Genomic DNA, 15,131 nt, shown 5'->3' on the forward strand with positions numbered 1-15,131 from the left:
AAAGCCCTGAAATAAATTCAGAGCTTTTGTTTTTATAATGTATTGTGTTAATCTCTTCCAAACACTTGAAATGCCCAATATAATAGATTTGCCAAAGCACCGATAGCTGCTACTAGATACGTTCTGGCAGCCCACTTTAAAGCGTCTTCAGACCCTTTGTATTCATCTGGTGTAACTACATTTTTATTCTTCAACCAAGCTAATGCCCTATTACTAGCATCATACTCTACCGGTAAGGTAATGAAACTAAACAGTGTTGCAGCTCCCATCATTACTAAACCAGCTATAGCAACCCACCATCCTAAACCTAATCCAGCGGCACCACCTAAAACCAGTCCTCCTATTATTAACCATTGCGACATACCAGAAGTTACACTAACCACTGGCACTAAAGTAGAGCGCATTTGTAACCAACTGTAAGCTTTTGCATGTTGTACAGCATGACCAACTTCATGAGCCGCAACCGCTGCTGCTGCTGCGTTACGTTCGTTATAAACGGCTTCACTTAAATTAACTGTTTTATTTTTTGGGTTGTAATGGTCGGTTAACTTTCCAGGTGTAGAAATAACTTCAACATCATAAATACCATGGTCCGACAACATTTTTTGAGCTACCTCAGCACCACTCATTCCATTTCTCAAGTGCACTTTTGAGTACTTTGCGAACTTTCGTTTTAAAGTATTACTTACCGCCCAACTAGCGAGCATTACTGCACCAATTAATATATAATATCCAAACATAATTTCATTTTTTTTAAATTACTATAAAGATAACAATAATCACGCCAATTCTAACCTATGAAATTTTGTCAGATTCACTGACTGGCTTATACAGTTTCAAATTCTAAATCAAAAGCCTCGGCAATTTCCTTATATACTATTTTACCGTTAACGATATTAAGTCCCTTAGCCAAAGATTTATTTTTTTTGCATGCCTTTTTCCATCCCATATCTGCCAGTTTAATAACATAAGGTAGCGTAACATTAGTAAGGCCCATTGTTGAAGTATAGGGTACAGCTCCTGGCATATTGGCCACACAATAATGCACCACCTCGTCAATAATATAGGTAGGGTCTTGATGTGTTGTAGGTTTAGTGGTTTCAAAACAACCACCTTGATCTACCGCTACGTCCACCATTACCGCACCATGACGCATATCTTTTAGCATATCTTTTGTAATCAATTTGGGCGCTTTTGCTCCTTTTATTAATACGCCACCAATAATTAAATCTGAATCCTTTATATGTTTTCTGATGTTATATTCACTTGAAAACTCGCTAATCACATTATTTGGCATAGTTTCACTCACATGGCGCAAAGCTTTCATATTGATATCTAAAATGAAAACATTTGCCCCCAATCCCGAAGCCATACGTGCTGCTTGAACACCCACAATACCCGCTCCCAAAATCAATACCTTCGCAGGTGGCACACCAGGAATACCTCCTAGTAAAATACCTCTCCCTTGAATTGGTTTTTCTAAGTATTTAGCCCCCTGTTGGATTGACATACGACCGGCAACTTCAGACATGGGGATTAACAATGGTAAAGATCCATCTTTATCCTCTACCGTTTCATAAGCTATACACACCGCCTTACTCTCTATCATAGCCTTGGTTAGTACCTCGCTAGATGCAAAATGGAAATAGGTAAACACTACTTGGTCTTCCTTAATCAAATTATATTCTTGCTCAATAGGCTCTTTTACCTTCACTATCATATCCGCCATATCATAAATTTCCTCGATAGTGTCTAGAATAGTTGCACCTGCTTTAATGTAGTCTTCATCCAAAAAACCACTGTTAAAACCAGCATCTTTTTGAATGTATACATTGTGATTTCTTTTTGTTAATTCGAAAACACCAGAAGGCGTCATTCCTACACGGTTTTCGTTGTTTTTAATTTCAATAGGAACACCAATTTTCATCTTTCAATTTTTAAGTTAAATTACAATTATGGTTAATAAACGAAATGCGAGTACAATATTAAGATATTGAATTGAAAATAAACAGAGAATCTTTATTTTTTTTGAATTTTCAATATCGATTTTAACAATACGCTAGGAATCACATAAAACATATTCATATTATTGAGTTTAGACTGCACTATTTCTATTGAAGAAAGTATATAAATATATTTTATTTCTTTTGATACTTTATTTTGAAATAAAGCAACATAATTGAAGATACTACGGTGATAGAATTTGCAAAAATCATGGAAGGACTGTGTTTTATAAACCCGTAAATAAGCCAGAGCACAATACCGATAAAGAATAAAATAAGCATGGGCAATGACAAACTCGAAACATCTTTAGTTTTCCATGTTTTGTATACTTGAGGTAAAAATGCAATTGTTGTAAGTAATGCTGCGGCAAAACCTATTGCTTCATATGCATCAAAACCCATTAGTAAAGCTTTAAAAGTTAGTTAATAGCATCCCCACGAAGCTTTCTAAATTGCTTGCGCGCCTCAATAAAATAAATGCTATCAGCATGATTAAAAATTAATTCTTTGTATAATTCCTTGGCCTTTTCTGATGCATTCAAACGGTACAAATATAACTCTGCCAAACTATAAATAGCGTTATCAATTAAAATACCATCTCTGTAATTATCAATTATTTGTTGATAATTATTTGCAGCCTTTTCGTATTCCTTTTTTATTTCAAAAAGTTGACCTTGCTTATATAGTGCTTGGGGTATTATGGGTTCAGTTTTATGTTCCTCAAGTACTGTATTCAGTACCATAATAGCTTCATCATTTCTGTTTTGAAAAGCCAACAAATCTGCCTTCGCATAACGCTTTAAGGCTGTTTGAAGAGAGTCTTCGTATTTATTGTCGGTTATCAATAATTTTAAATCTAAAGCATCATTAGCAATTAATTGTGATGTTGAAGATTTTAAAATCTTTAGTTGAGATTCTGCCCATTTAAAATCGCCTTTGTAGTAACTCGCTTTAGCTACTTTAAATCTTGCCATTTGTGATACTTCGCTATTTTTTAAATTTCTTTGAATCTGTGTATAGTAGATCAAAGCTTTATTGAACTCTTCTTTTAACACCAAAATATCACCCAGTTCTAATTTAATTTGGGCCTTTTCAATTTCATTCAACGGTAACTTTAATGCATTTTCCAAAAACACAGTTGCCTCTTTTGTTTTATTCATATAAAAGGCTAAAAAATGAGCGTAAGATATTTGTAAATCTAATGTTTGTGCGAAAGTACCATAGGTATCAAAAAGTTCTATGTATTTATTTTCAAGTTCTTTAAGTGAATCTTTATCGGCTTCTTTTGTTTCGATTTGAAGTAAATCATAAAACGCCACTAATTTTGTATCATTATCCTGAGCATTATCAATTACATAGTTAAATATGGTTTTTGCAGTTTCATAGGCTTTATCTCTTTCGGCAGTTTTGCCTAAACTCATGATGCGTTCTAGTCCTTCCTGAACTCTTGCATTTATGGCCCTTTCTTGGGCAAATGCTTTACTGAAGTCCTTCTGCTGAATAAACAACCAGCTCAAGAGTTCATTCCAAAGCACATTGGGTTCTTGCTGGATTTTCTTGATAAGCAATTTTCTTAAAATGATGTTGCTCTCATTGCTGCCATCATCACTAATAAAACTATTAAGCGCTCGCTTTACGTTGCTCACTGAAATGGGATTCTTCTCTGCAAAATCTATATAATTCAACATCATTTTTTCAATATCTCCCTTTTCACCATAAATTTGAGCCAAAGGTAATTTTAAATTCAATTTTGGATTAAGCTCCATAGCCTTTTCATAAGTGGCTGCCGCCCGATCTAGCAATGCATAATCTTGAAATGTTCTGGCAACAGAATAGGCATTATTGGGGTTTACCAGCAAACTATTTATGGCTATCGTGTAATTTTCATTAGCCTTTTCTGGTTTATTTTGTAATTGATAGTTATACCCAAGCGTTACATAAAATGCGGGATATTTGGTTCTCCCTATTATTGCTGTCAAAAAATCTTCAGCCTCTTGATATTGTTCCAATTGTTGATGGATATCAATAATCTGTTTAATATAACTTATGTTTGATTTAGATTTTGAATACAGCTTCTTGTATTCTATCAATGCCTTCTCAAAATCACCATTTTTGTAGTATTCCTGAGCAAACAAATCATCTTGTGCCAATAGAAGTGCAGGAATAAACAGGAATAAAAACAACAGCAATCTCATTGAGTAAATATAATGAAGTTAAATTGAAACTTATATGCTCAAAACACCAAAAATGCCCGAATATTGCATTCGGGCATTACCAACCAAAATAAAGTTCTATTAACTAAACTACCGATATTAAAAACGATAGTATCACTCGATTGGGGACAGTCTTTGTTTGTTTAAAACAAATTATTTTTTCGCAACTGCCAAGGTTTTATCTTCAGATTTTTCTAAACTAAAATCTGAAAACAAAACTTTACTCCCGATAAATATGAGTGCTAAAAGCAGAATAATACGTAGTACATTCTTCATGGTTAAGTAGGTTGATAGATTTGGTCTAGCTATATTCTAAAATATACTGGAAATCACCAAGCAAACTTGCAAAAATTCGTTAATCAGCATGTTTAAAACGCACTTAATCGATTTTTACATGTTTTTTTGAAAGAAAAAGATCATATTTTAGTAAATCCTGCATAGGCTTGGAGCACTTCAGGAATATCTATACCATCCTCGGTTTGATAATTCTCTAAAATCCCCGCTAGAATTCTTGGTAATGCCAAAGCACTACCATTTAACGTGTGCGCCAACTCGTTCTTCCCATTAGCATTCTTGAATCGTAGTTTTAATCGATTTGCCTGAAAGGTTTCAAAATTTGAAACAGAAGACACTTCCAACCATCTATTTTGTGCAGTTGAAAACACTTCAAAATCATATGTCAAAGCAGATGCGAAAGATGTATCGCCTCCGCACAGTTTTAAAATCCTGTAGGGCAACTTTAATTCTTCTAAAATAGTTTTTACGTGGTTTACCATTCCATCCAAAGCATCATAGGATTTTGATGGATGCTCTACTCTTATGATTTCTACCTTATCAAATTGATGTAACCTGTTTAAACCTCTAACGTGGGCACCATAACTTCCAGCTTCTCTTCGAAAACAAGGGGTATATCCAGTAATCCCTATTGGTAAATCACTCTCATTCAACACTGTATCCCTAAAAATATTAGTTCCTGGGACTTCAGCCGTTGGAATTAAGTACAGGTTATCTTCAGTAACGTGATACATCTGCCCCTCTTTGTCAGGCAATTGTCCCGTGCCAATACCAGAGGCTTCATTCACTAATAATGGCAATTGGTATTCCGTATATCCAGCCTCTGCATTCTTATCTAAAAAATAAGTGATTAACGCACGTTGTAGCTTTGCACCTTTTCCTTTATAGACAGGAAAACCCGCTCCTGTAATTTTATTACCAAGCTCAAAATCTATGATATCATATTTTTTTGCAAGCTCCCAATGCGGCAATGCACCTTCGTGAAGTGTTGGGATATCGCCCCAATGAAAAACCTCTTCGTTATCTTCTTCAGAATTGCCAGCAGGCACAGATTCGTGAGGCACATTTGGGATTTGAAACAACAGTTCCTGTAAGTTATCTGTGGTCTCATTCAGGTCTTCCGTAAGGGTTTTTGAAGCTTCTTTTAGTTCTCCTGTTTTCGCCTTTAAGACATTTGCTTCTTCAACCTTACCGGACTTGAATAAGCCACCTATTTGTTTAGAAATGGTGTTAGACTCTGCTAAAGTATTATCCAATTCGGTTTGAATACTTCTGCGTTTTTCATCCAAAGCAATAACTTCATCAATCATTTTACTGGCATCTATACCTCGTTTTGCCAAACGTTGTATAACCGCTGCTTTATTATCTCGAATAAATGGAACTTGTAGCATGGTTTTAAATTTAAGCGACAAAAATACATGAATTTTTTCATTTGAATATTCGCTAGAACAAATGAAAAAAATACGTGAATTAACGCAGTGGTTACTGAAGTAACGCTAAATTTTATAATTTTTTGAACACAAAATTTAGTGTTTCACAGAAAAAATTTAATGATTTAGGTAGTATTTATTCCGTTTTTGAAGGTAAAATCCAATCGCTATGTTTTAGAGGTTTCCATTGTTGGGCTGCAACATCCACGTCGCGATTAATAAAGCGCTTCAAAGGCTTTCCATTTACGCTTACCCTACAATCCACATAAACTTCTACATCTTTTCCTTTAGATTTGAAATGGTCTTTTAAGTATTTTGAAAACTGCCAAATTACGTCTGGTTTTGTACTAGCGCTTTTCTGCTGCTTTTTGGTTAGGTAATGGTTCATATTTATGCTTATACGCTCACCAGTAGCTTTATCTTTTATTATATATACCGTTCTCCCATATTTAGCTCTTAGCATCATGCGCCATGACAAACGATGCCCTTCTTCTGTCCATAACACATCATCTTTAAACCCATGATGGCGCAGTGGTAATACTATTTGAAAAACAAAATAGATAGCAAATAAAATAATGTAAGCATTCTTAAAATTTGGATATTTTATTTCACTTTCATCATAAAACCCTCTCTTTTTTAAGAAGATGTTTCGAATGGTTTTTGGCGGAAAGAAAAACAGATAAAAAGCCAATGCCAAATAAGGGAAAATACCTATTTGAAACACTACCGAATTAAATAAATGAAACCCTATTGAAATAATGAATGCCCATTTTCTTGTTGGTTTGTACAACAACAAAGGCACTATTAAACCGTCAAATAAAATGCCACCCCAAGTTAAAATGTTCTGTAACCATTTTTCCTGTAACATATCTCCAATAAGAAAGTAACCTTGTTTTCCTTTCATTAATACTTCCATAACGGTTCCATTCAACCAATCTGGGTAGAGTTTTGCGACAGAAGCGTAGGTGTAAACAATAAAAAGTTGCAGGATAAACACCAAACGACACCAATTGGGCATTGCGTTGGTTTTTAACGATGGATTTAATTTAGCATCAAAAGACACATCACGATGCGCTGGCATAAATACCATTATAGCACTAATTAACACCAACAAATAATAATGATTGTTGTATGAGGACTTTTGCATTAGGTAGCTTCCCGACCAAAGCAAGGTGAAACTTATCATACTTAGTCTGTATTTGTAGCCAACCATAATGAACAAACCAAAAATGCCCATTACAGCGTAATACGCGTACATCCCTTCACCTTGAAATACCTGCAACCACTCAAAACCTATGAATGTAAATGTGAATTTTGGTTCAACCAAAACACGTTTTACCCAACCAGTAAGTATCGCCCCAAAAGATTCCAAGAAACAAAGTAGACCAAAAAAAACTCTAAAAACTACTAATTGTGAATTGTCTATATGTTTAAACAACCAACTATTCAACATTATAAGTTATTGATAAAATTCAATGAAAAAAGTTTATCCTTTTGAAGCTGATCTTTAAGTGCTTGAACTGATTCAAATTTCTGTTCATCCCGAATGCGCTCTAACACATCAATTTGAATTTTTTCGCCATAAATGGTGCTATCAAAATTAAAAAAATGTACTTCTATAGATTCTGTTTCGCCACTAACCGTAGGATTCATACCTATATTCATCATACCAAAAACAGTATCTTTACCAATAGTCGTTTTTACTACATAAGAACCTTGTTTTGGTATGAGTTTATAGGCTTCATCTATGCCTATATTGGCAGTAGGATAATCAAGCTGCTTTCCAATACCTTTTCCTTTTATAACGGTTCCTGTCAGCATAAATGGATAGCCCAAATATCTATTCGCTTTTTGAATATTGCCTTCGAAAAGCGCTTTTCTAATTTTTGTGGAACTTACTGCAACGTCATTAATATCTTCAGCTGAAATTTCTTCTACTTCAAACCCAAATGCCTCTCCGTATTTTATCAAATCATTGATATCCGCATTCCTGTTTCTACCAAATCTATGATCGTAACCGATAATTACTTTTTTAGCATTTAGTCTTTCTACCAAAACCTGTTTTACAAATTCTTCTGCCGATAATCGCGAAAAGTCCTTTGTGAATTTTTTTATCAATAGATAGTCTAGCCCTAATGAGTCCAATATCTCGCTACGTTCATCAATTGTATTAATGAGTTTGATGTTGGAATCCTTTTGTAAAACCATTCTTGGGTGAGGAAAAAATGTAAGAATTGCAGATTTTAAACCTTTCTTTTCACCTAAAGCAATAAGACGATTAATGATTTTTTGATGTCCCACGTGCACACCATCAAATGTTCCAATCGTTACTATTGTGGATGCTGAAGATTTATATTTTTCAATTTTCAATACCTTACCCATAGGTGTTTTGGAATTGTTAATGTCGCTAAAATAAGCTAGATTTGCGTTTAAAAGACCCCTTTTTAGTTATGAAAACAAAACTACATTATGTTTTTGCAACAACCATATTTTTAATTAGTTTTTCAGCTTTTGCGCAAGATAACTTCTTTGTGAAAAGAAAATATCAGCAAAAATCAAGCTCATTAAAAACTACTTCAGAATCGCATTCAACATATCAGTTTGATTATAACACATTGAGTGCCGCGTTAGAGAAAGCCTCTAATAAAAATAAAACTAAGGCATCAGATGTTATAATTGGTTTCCCAAATTTAAAAGGCATTTTAGAAAGGTATCGAATAGTTGAAGCATCAGTGATGCATCCAGAGTTGCAAGCTAAATATCCCGAAATCAGATCATATATTGGGTATGGTATTGATTCCCCAACAGGGTATTTAAGGTTTAGCCTCTCTCCATACAAAGGGTTAACTGGCATTATCTTAGGCAAGGAGAAAGCGGAGGTTTTTCAGCCCGATGCTAAAAATACATCACAATTTACAGTTCTGAGCAAATCTAGTTTAGACAAAAAAGAAGGGTTTAACTGCAGAACTATAGATAGCTTTTTTGAAGCATCAAACAAGAGTAGTAGTTTGAAAGATGCAGACGATAGCATCAACAGGTTGTATACGATAGCCATTTCAGTTACTGGAGAATATTCTGATTTTCATGGAGGCACACTGCCTTTAGTAAATGCGGCACTTGCAGCAACACTAACCAATGTAAACGCCGTTTTTGAAAACGATTTTAATGTCTCTCTACAGCTTGCTGCTAACAATGACAATGTAATATATCTTGATGCCGCTACCGATCCTTATTCTGGATTTAACAATTACGGTTCTGAAGTTCAAGGAACCCTAGACACTGAAATAGGTGATGCCAATTATGATGTTGGGCACTTAATCTCAGCAATAGGTTTTGATGGCAATGCCGGATGTATCGGCTGTGTTTGCACAACTGGACTTAAAGGCAGCGCATATGCTTCCGATGATATACCTGACGGGTTTAATTTTGATATCGATTTAGTAGCACACGAAATTGGACATCAATTTGGAGCAAATCATACATGGACACATGACGGTAACGAGGGCACAAATGTGCAAATGGAACCGGGTAGTGGCACTACAGTAATGGGTTATGCCGGTATTGCGGCTTCGGCAAACATACAATTAAACAGCGATCCTTACTTTCACGGAATTTCCATAGAGCAAGTCACAAATTTTATAAAAACTACGTCGTGCGCAATTGAAACCAACACAGGAAACACGACACCAACTGCCGATGCAGGAAGTGATTTAACGCTTCCTATCAGCACTGCATTTAAGCTAACGGGCACAGGTGGAGATACTGATGGAGACAACATCACATATTGCTGGGAGCAAATTGACGAGAATAATGCGGCTACCGCCTACCCTAATCCAAATTTGGGAAGTGATGATGCTGTTTTGGTACGATCTTTTCCTCCCACGACAAGTCCTACGAGATACTTTCCAAACTTGTCCGATTTAACATTTGGAGTAAATGCAAACCAATGGGAAAAAGTTCCTAATGTGGGTAGGACTGTAGATTTTAGGTTAACCGTTAGAGACAATAAACCTAATGGTGCGAATAATATTCACGATGATGTACGTGTTACTTTTGACCCAAACTTTGGTCCCTTCCAAATTACTTCCCAAAATACCACTGGTATTTCATGGTCAAGCGGAAGTACCGAAACCATTACTTGGGATGTAAACAATACCAATACTTTACCAGGAGCATCAAACGTAAATATTTTATTATCTACTGATGGCGGCGAAACTTATATTGAAATAGTGAGCAATATCCCTAACAATGGTAACTATGAGCTTACTGTACCAAACTCACCTTCGCCAGAATGCAGATTAATGATTGAAGCTACCAATAACAATTTCTTTGCCATTAATTCTGAAGATTTTGCTATTGACTTTGAAGTTAACTCCACATGTACGCAGTATAATTCTTCAAACAATTTAGCTATTAATATTGATGATAATACTGGAGCTTTTACACAAAGTCATGTGATAAATATACCAGATGATGCAATTATAACAGATATTAACATTGGCATGAATATTACCCACAGTTATATTGGTGATTTAGGGATTGAAGTTGTAAGCCCAAACAATACAACAGTAATACTAAAAACTTCGAGTGATTGTGATTCTGAAGAAGATATTATTGCTGTTTTTGATGATGACGCTGTGGCTTTTAATTGTTTTAATTCTGACAATAACTCATACCAAAAATCTTTAAATGACTTACTAGAAATTTTTAATGGCGAAGGTACTGCCGGAGATTGGACGATTAGACTAGGAGATTTTCAACCAGGAGATACTGGCATCTTAAATTCTTGGTTTATTGAGGTTTGCCAAACCACTCATACAGCGTTGGAAATCACCGAATTTTCCTTTAAAAATGTTAAAATATTTCCTAATCCGAATACTGGTGAGTTTATGATAAAAATAGATACCCCCCATGCTAACAAAAACATTAAAATGGAACTATTTGATGTGAGGGGTAGATTAGTCTATGAGGAACAATTCGAACAAACGTCTAGACTTGATGAGACTGTAACACTCGATGGTATTCAATTAGGAATGTATGTTTTGCGTCTGCAAGATGAGACCAGTACAGATATAAGAAGAATTGTAGTGAAATAAGCAATTTTCCTTATTTCCCGTTGAAGCTATTCATCGTATTATTTACGCCCGCCAAGGCAAAAGATTTTATCAATTCTACCGATGTTTCTAAACGCTCAGGAAGCTTTTCAATTTCATCAGCATTCCATTCTCCTAACACATAATCTACTTGTCTGCCTTTACTAAACGCATCATTTATACCAAACCGAAAACGGTTGCATTTGGTCGTATTCAGTTTTTCCTGAATATCCCCTCGCTAGCGCTCGTTTGTAACGAGTACTTAATGCACACTTTTTAGTTTTATAGTCAGCACTCGACACAGTCGAGCGCTAGCGGAGGCTATTTCTATAAAATGAAGCACTCAACAGAGTCAAGTGCCGTTATATAAGGTTTATAACACTTGGTTATATTTTAGTTTTCTATTTCACAATTCATTTTAACACTAAATTATTTTACTTGTTATTACTATTATTAAAGTAATAACATCATTTATTCTTCTGCTATATAAAGGTGTTTAACTTCTTTTATAACAGCTTTTCTATGTTTTATTTCAGATTCATCAATCAACAATATGTGTTTAGCATTATCTATAAGTTTTAAAGTTTTTTCGTGACCAAGCTTTAACATTTTCTCTTTTGTCAGTATAATATCTCTGTTTTTTCTTAAAAAACTCTTGTTTACTTTAAAATAAAGCATTGGTTGTTCATAATACTCTTTATCAAAATCTTCGTATTCACTATAACTTAAAACTATGGAAGTAATGGGGTTAAAGTAGAAATAATATTTACAATAAGGTCTTGTCAAGTTTTTGCTATTAGTATAATCACAGTCTTTTGTCTTTACGTTAGAAGCCTCATGTAATACAATAATAACTTCACTATGTTTTTTGATATCGAAAACAATATTTGATTTACAAGAACAAAGTAATAAGATCAAAATAATACAAAAAAAATATTTTTTCATTTTCAGACTATTCTTTACAATTTTTCTCAAATCTGTTTTTACCATATGTACTAGCATAGCTTTCAAAATTTCTATATTTCACAGTTTGGTCTTCCCACGCTAGCGCTCGTTTGTAACGAGTGCCTCAATACAATAAAAAAAAGAAAGAACCAAACCCATGATCTTTTATGTTTTGGCACTACAAGCAAAAATAAGATTCTTTTATTTTTAAAGCAGAACTCGACACAGTCGAGCGCTAGCGGGGGAGAGAAAAATATCTACCTAATTCTTATTGACCCTAAACCTAGTGTTAATTTCCATTTCTCTTTCGTTTTTCCAAAATACTGGATAGACAATATAAATTCCTTTAAATTTTTTAATTACAAAAGTCTGAAAAATGTCGTTTTTGTTATAAAATTGAAATAATTTATCATCTTGATTTATTGGTAGCTTTCCTTCCATTTTGACTCTAAAATTTTCAACTTTAGCTTCAACACTATCTATATTAATAATTGAGAGGTGTTTTAAATGGATAGTCTCTAAAGTATCTGGTTTTTTATCTTTATTAAATATGACAATAGCTTTTCCATCGATATTAAACTCAATATGGTTTTTTTTGTTGAGAATTTTAAAATTATCCTCTTCTAATCTTAAATAGATAGAGTCCATTTCATAATGAATTCTTTGTTGTGCAGAAATGTAAGCTTCCCTTCATTAGAACTGCTTATTTTTCCAAAATTACATTATTTAATTTGTTTTTAATTCCTCTGGGGCTAGCCCCAGAGGAATTAAGCTTTGCATATTTCACTGGTGATATTTTCCCCAAGCTATCATGTGGTCTGTTATGGTTATAATCATCCATCCAGATTTGGGTTTGCTCACGTACTTGATGTAGGTCTTCAAAAATATATTTGTTTAAAACCCCTCGCCTGTAAGAACCATTAAAGCGTTCTATAAATGCATTTTGTGTGGGTTTACCTGGTTGAATATACGTAAACTCTATTTCGTGCATTTGGCTCCAATCATTTGTGATATGTGCTATAAACTCTGGGCCATTGTCCATCCGTATGCGTTGAGGCTTCCCTTTTTTGTTAATTAAATGATTCAGTACCCAGACAATACGATTACTCGTCAATGAATAATCAACTTCTATGTGAAGTGCCTCTCTATTAAAATCATCAATGATATTGAATGCCCTGAAGCGTCTCTTGTTCTCTAAGACATCTGTTATAAAATCCATACTCCAAGTATGGTTCAGTTCATTTGGAACCTCTAAAGGCTCTTTAACCCTAGTAGGCAGACGTTTCTTAACCTTTCTTCGCAATGGAAGCCCCAATGCTACATAAACACGATGCACTCTTTTGTGATTCCAAGGTTTACCTTCCTCTCTTAGGCGATCATAGGCCTTCCAAAACCCCTCTTCTGAGTGATCTTTTGCTTTTTGTTGCAAAGCCTGTTCTATAGCCGTATCGTCCTTGGGCAATGGCTTGTAGTAATAGACACTCTTACTCATCCCTAAAACACGGCACGCCCTGCTAATGCCGTAATGAATAAGTTCTTTGGTAATTGCTCTTTTACGACAGGGCTTTATAGCTTTTTTTCGATAATCTCCTTAGCCATTTGATGATCAAGTGCCAGAGTAGCATACATCTGCTTGAGCTTGCGGTTTTCTTCTTCAAGCTCCTTGAGCCTTTTGAGTTCCTTAGAATTCATTCCTGCATATTTGGAACGCCACTTGTAAAAAGCCGCAGAACTCACACCGTGTTCACGGCTAATTTCATCGACACTTTTACCATTGTCGAACTCCTTTAAAATCTTTGCAATCTGTTGCGGTGAAAATTTACTTCTTCTCATAATTACTGTTTAAAGTTAAAACTATTTTTATACTTTTAAACAGTTCGGTTTTATGGGAAGCTTACAGGGTCTATACTGTTGATATTCATCGTCCAAGTCTTCAGTAAGTACATTATTAACATCCCACTTTCTTAAACCATCCCATGTTATTGATTTATAATAATCCAAAGGATAACTATTATTGTCAAACTGCCTTAAAGCTGCTGTTATTGGATTAATAAAATAAATCGTCATATAGGGATGATCTAAGTGTTCTTCGGGAACATTAGATTCTCCATAAAATTTGTAAAGTTCAAATAGTCTGGGATATTCATTAGTATCAACTCCATCTTGATGTAGAGCAACATACCTAGCCAATTCAGCATGTATTGCTTCGTGAAGAATTGCTTGTGCTATTTCAATTGGGGATTCAACACTTTCAAATATGATTGTTATATTATTTGGATCACTGGTATCAGTACACTGATCGTTTGTACCTGCACAATTTCCTTTTTTAAAAGTTAAATTGAACTTAGGATTATCAACAAAAGAACCAACTGTATTCTTGAAAAGAGGATTATTATCCTTTACTAACTTTTCGTATACACATTTTAATTTTGGATCATTTACAAAAGTTGAATCTAAAATTATTTTATTGCCAAAATCCACCTCGGCATCATCTGCCAGGGCTTCTATTGCAGCGTTTATAAAATCCGTATCCTCACAACCCTTATCAAAGATATAAGCAGCCACCTTATTCCTATCACCTTCAGACAAACTATTTACATAAGGAGTACCTGAGGCCTTATACCCTATGCACTCAAATATCTTTCTGGTAATATCGCTTTCCTTTAGCTGTTGGGTAAAGATTTCACTCTCTATCGGTAAATTATTCCCACCTCCTGTTGAGCCTCCTCCAGTATTTCCACCAGAAGATTCCCCGCCTCCTCCATCTGTTGGAGGCGCACCTCCTCCAGTAGCCTCGCCACCACTACCACAGGGCTCATAACCAATTCTTGTCCCAGCACGGTACCCTTGGGGGCAGCCCCCGCACCTATCTAATGTATGGTCGTAACAATTACATAAAATCACTGTCTCAGCTATTGGGCAGAAATAACTATTTCTAGAAACCTCCCCTCGCTAGCGCTCGTTTGAAACGAGTGCTTTATGCCTATTTACAGGCGCTCGACACAGTCGAGCGCTAGCAGGGGGATAAGGAAATCCGTATTTTTTAATCAATTTAGGTTTGTTTTTTTCTCGCCAATTCCTTTCTAATAATTCAATATTTTCTAGAGAATAAATATCATAATAATTAAATTGATTTAATTATTACATTCGTAG

Annotated in this window: 13 protein-coding genes and 1 pseudogene; 1 reads left to right on the top strand and 13 read right to left on the bottom strand. The window is 34.9% G+C overall.

Features of this window, described 5'->3' with window-relative positions; translation table 11 throughout:
• Nucleotides 1–47: 47 nt before the first annotated feature.
• The 8 genes from AC1B0Z_RS09155 to AC1B0Z_RS09190 all read right to left on the bottom strand — a co-directional run bounded on the left by AC1B0Z_RS09155 (nucleotide 48) and on the right by AC1B0Z_RS09190 (nucleotide 8,322).
• A complete protein-coding gene (locus AC1B0Z_RS09155; protein ID WP_483791669.1) occupies nucleotides 48–740 on the bottom strand; it encodes a zinc metallopeptidase in 693 nt (230 codons plus the stop codon).
• An 86-nt stretch (nucleotides 741–826) separates the two neighbouring features.
• On the bottom strand, nucleotides 827–1,927 hold the full coding sequence (ald, locus tag AC1B0Z_RS09160; protein WP_483791670.1) for an alanine dehydrogenase: 1,101 nt from the start codon (nucleotides 1,925–1,927) through the stop codon (nucleotides 827–829).
• 211 nt (nucleotides 1,928–2,138) lie between these two features.
• Nucleotides 2,139–2,405: a SemiSWEET family sugar transporter gene (locus AC1B0Z_RS09165; protein ID WP_483791671.1), complete on the bottom strand. Its 267-nt coding sequence runs from the start codon at nucleotides 2,403–2,405 to the stop codon at nucleotides 2,139–2,141.
• 17 nt (nucleotides 2,406–2,422) lie between these two features.
• Complete coding sequence (locus tag AC1B0Z_RS09170) at nucleotides 2,423–4,198, bottom strand: tetratricopeptide repeat protein (RefSeq protein WP_483791672.1); 1,776 nt, start codon at nucleotides 4,196–4,198, stop codon at nucleotides 2,423–2,425.
• Nucleotides 4,199–4,369: 171 nt separating this feature from the next.
• Nucleotides 4,370–4,492, bottom strand: coding sequence for a hypothetical protein (locus tag AC1B0Z_RS09175; RefSeq protein WP_483791673.1), 123 nt, complete (start codon nucleotides 4,490–4,492; stop codon nucleotides 4,370–4,372).
• Nucleotides 4,493–4,632: 140 nt separating this feature from the next.
• Entirely contained in the window at nucleotides 4,633–5,901 is a 1,269-nt protein-coding gene (gene serS / locus AC1B0Z_RS09180; RefSeq protein WP_483791674.1) for a serine--tRNA ligase, read from the bottom strand.
• Nucleotides 5,902–6,076: 175 nt separating this feature from the next.
• Nucleotides 6,077–7,393 carry an HTTM domain-containing protein gene (locus AC1B0Z_RS09185; RefSeq protein WP_483791675.1) on the bottom strand — a complete coding sequence of 439 codons (1,317 nt, stop codon included), beginning with the start codon at nucleotides 7,391–7,393 and terminating at the stop codon, nucleotides 6,077–6,079.
• Nucleotides 7,393–8,322, bottom strand: coding sequence for a bifunctional riboflavin kinase/FAD synthetase (locus tag AC1B0Z_RS09190; RefSeq protein WP_483791676.1), 930 nt, complete (start codon nucleotides 8,320–8,322; stop codon nucleotides 7,393–7,395). The genes AC1B0Z_RS09185 and AC1B0Z_RS09190 overlap by 1 nt, the downstream gene beginning before the upstream one ends.
• A 68-nt stretch (nucleotides 8,323–8,390) precedes the next feature.
• Between AC1B0Z_RS09190 and AC1B0Z_RS09195 the strand changes: the two genes are divergently transcribed.
• A complete protein-coding gene (locus tag AC1B0Z_RS09195) occupies nucleotides 8,391–11,036 on the top strand; it encodes a reprolysin-like metallopeptidase (RefSeq protein ID WP_483791677.1) in 2,646 nt (881 codons plus the stop codon).
• 10 nt (nucleotides 11,037–11,046) lie between these two features.
• Here AC1B0Z_RS09195 and AC1B0Z_RS09200 read toward each other — a convergent pair.
• The 5 genes and pseudogenes from AC1B0Z_RS09200 to AC1B0Z_RS09220 all read right to left on the bottom strand — a co-directional run.
• Nucleotides 11,047–11,265, bottom strand: a pseudogene (locus AC1B0Z_RS09200) (aminoacyl-tRNA hydrolase); the annotation flags it as partial.
• Between the two features lie 239 nt (nucleotides 11,266–11,504).
• Nucleotides 11,505–12,023: a hypothetical protein gene (locus AC1B0Z_RS09205; RefSeq protein ID WP_483791678.1), complete on the bottom strand. Its 519-nt coding sequence runs from the start codon at nucleotides 12,021–12,023 to the stop codon at nucleotides 11,505–11,507.
• Nucleotides 12,024–12,239: 216 nt separating this feature from the next.
• Complete coding sequence (locus tag AC1B0Z_RS09210) at nucleotides 12,240–12,626, bottom strand: hypothetical protein (RefSeq protein WP_483791679.1); 387 nt, start codon at nucleotides 12,624–12,626, stop codon at nucleotides 12,240–12,242.
• 55 nt (nucleotides 12,627–12,681) lie between these two features.
• Nucleotides 12,682–13,811, bottom strand: a protein-coding gene (locus AC1B0Z_RS09215) for an IS3 family transposase (protein ID WP_483791680.1) whose coding sequence is annotated in 2 segments (ribosomal slippage) — nucleotides 12,682–13,550 and nucleotides 13,550–13,811 — 1,131 coding nt in all. Because the reading frame shifts where the segments join, the coding sequence is not laid out codon by codon here.
• Between the two features lie 27 nt (nucleotides 13,812–13,838).
• Nucleotides 13,839–14,882 carry a hypothetical protein gene (locus AC1B0Z_RS09220; RefSeq protein ID WP_483791681.1) on the bottom strand — a complete coding sequence of 348 codons (1,044 nt, stop codon included), beginning with the start codon at nucleotides 14,880–14,882 and terminating at the stop codon, nucleotides 13,839–13,841.
• Nucleotides 14,883–15,131 lie beyond the last annotated feature (249 nt).

Source organism: Hyunsoonleella sp. J2K-J805, assembly GCF_057167125.1.

Excerpts from the sequence above, each read along its gene's own strand:
- AC1B0Z_RS09155 (WP_483791669.1), bottom strand. The coding sequence starts at position 740 with ATGTTTGGATATTATATATTAATTGGTGCAGTAATGCTCGCTAGTTGG.
- AC1B0Z_RS09175 (WP_483791673.1), bottom strand. The coding sequence starts at position 4,492 with ATGAAGAATGTACTACGTATTATTCTGCTTTTAGCACTCATATTTATC.
- AC1B0Z_RS09185 (WP_483791675.1), bottom strand. The coding sequence starts at position 7,393 with ATGTTGAATAGTTGGTTGTTTAAACATATAGACAATTCACAATTAGTA.
- AC1B0Z_RS09195 (WP_483791677.1), top strand. The coding sequence starts at position 8,391 with ATGAAAACAAAACTACATTATGTTTTTGCAACAACCATATTTTTAATT.
- serS (WP_483791674.1), bottom strand. The coding sequence starts at position 5,901 with ATGCTACAAGTTCCATTTATTCGAGATAATAAAGCAGCGGTTATACAA.
- AC1B0Z_RS09165 (WP_483791671.1), bottom strand. The coding sequence starts at position 2,405 with ATGGGTTTTGATGCATATGAAGCAATAGGTTTTGCCGCAGCATTACTT.
- ald (WP_483791670.1), bottom strand. The coding sequence starts at position 1,927 with ATGAAAATTGGTGTTCCTATTGAAATTAAAAACAACGAAAACCGTGTA.
- AC1B0Z_RS09210 (WP_483791679.1), bottom strand. The coding sequence starts at position 12,626 with ATGGACTCTATCTATTTAAGATTAGAAGAGGATAATTTTAAAATTCTC.
- AC1B0Z_RS09205 (WP_483791678.1), bottom strand. The coding sequence starts at position 12,023 with ATGGTAAAAACAGATTTGAGAAAAATTGTAAAGAATAGTCTGAAAATG.
- AC1B0Z_RS09170 (WP_483791672.1), bottom strand. The coding sequence starts at position 4,198 with ATGAGATTGCTGTTGTTTTTATTCCTGTTTATTCCTGCACTTCTATTG.
- AC1B0Z_RS09190 (WP_483791676.1), bottom strand. The coding sequence starts at position 8,322 with ATGGGTAAGGTATTGAAAATTGAAAAATATAAATCTTCAGCATCCACA.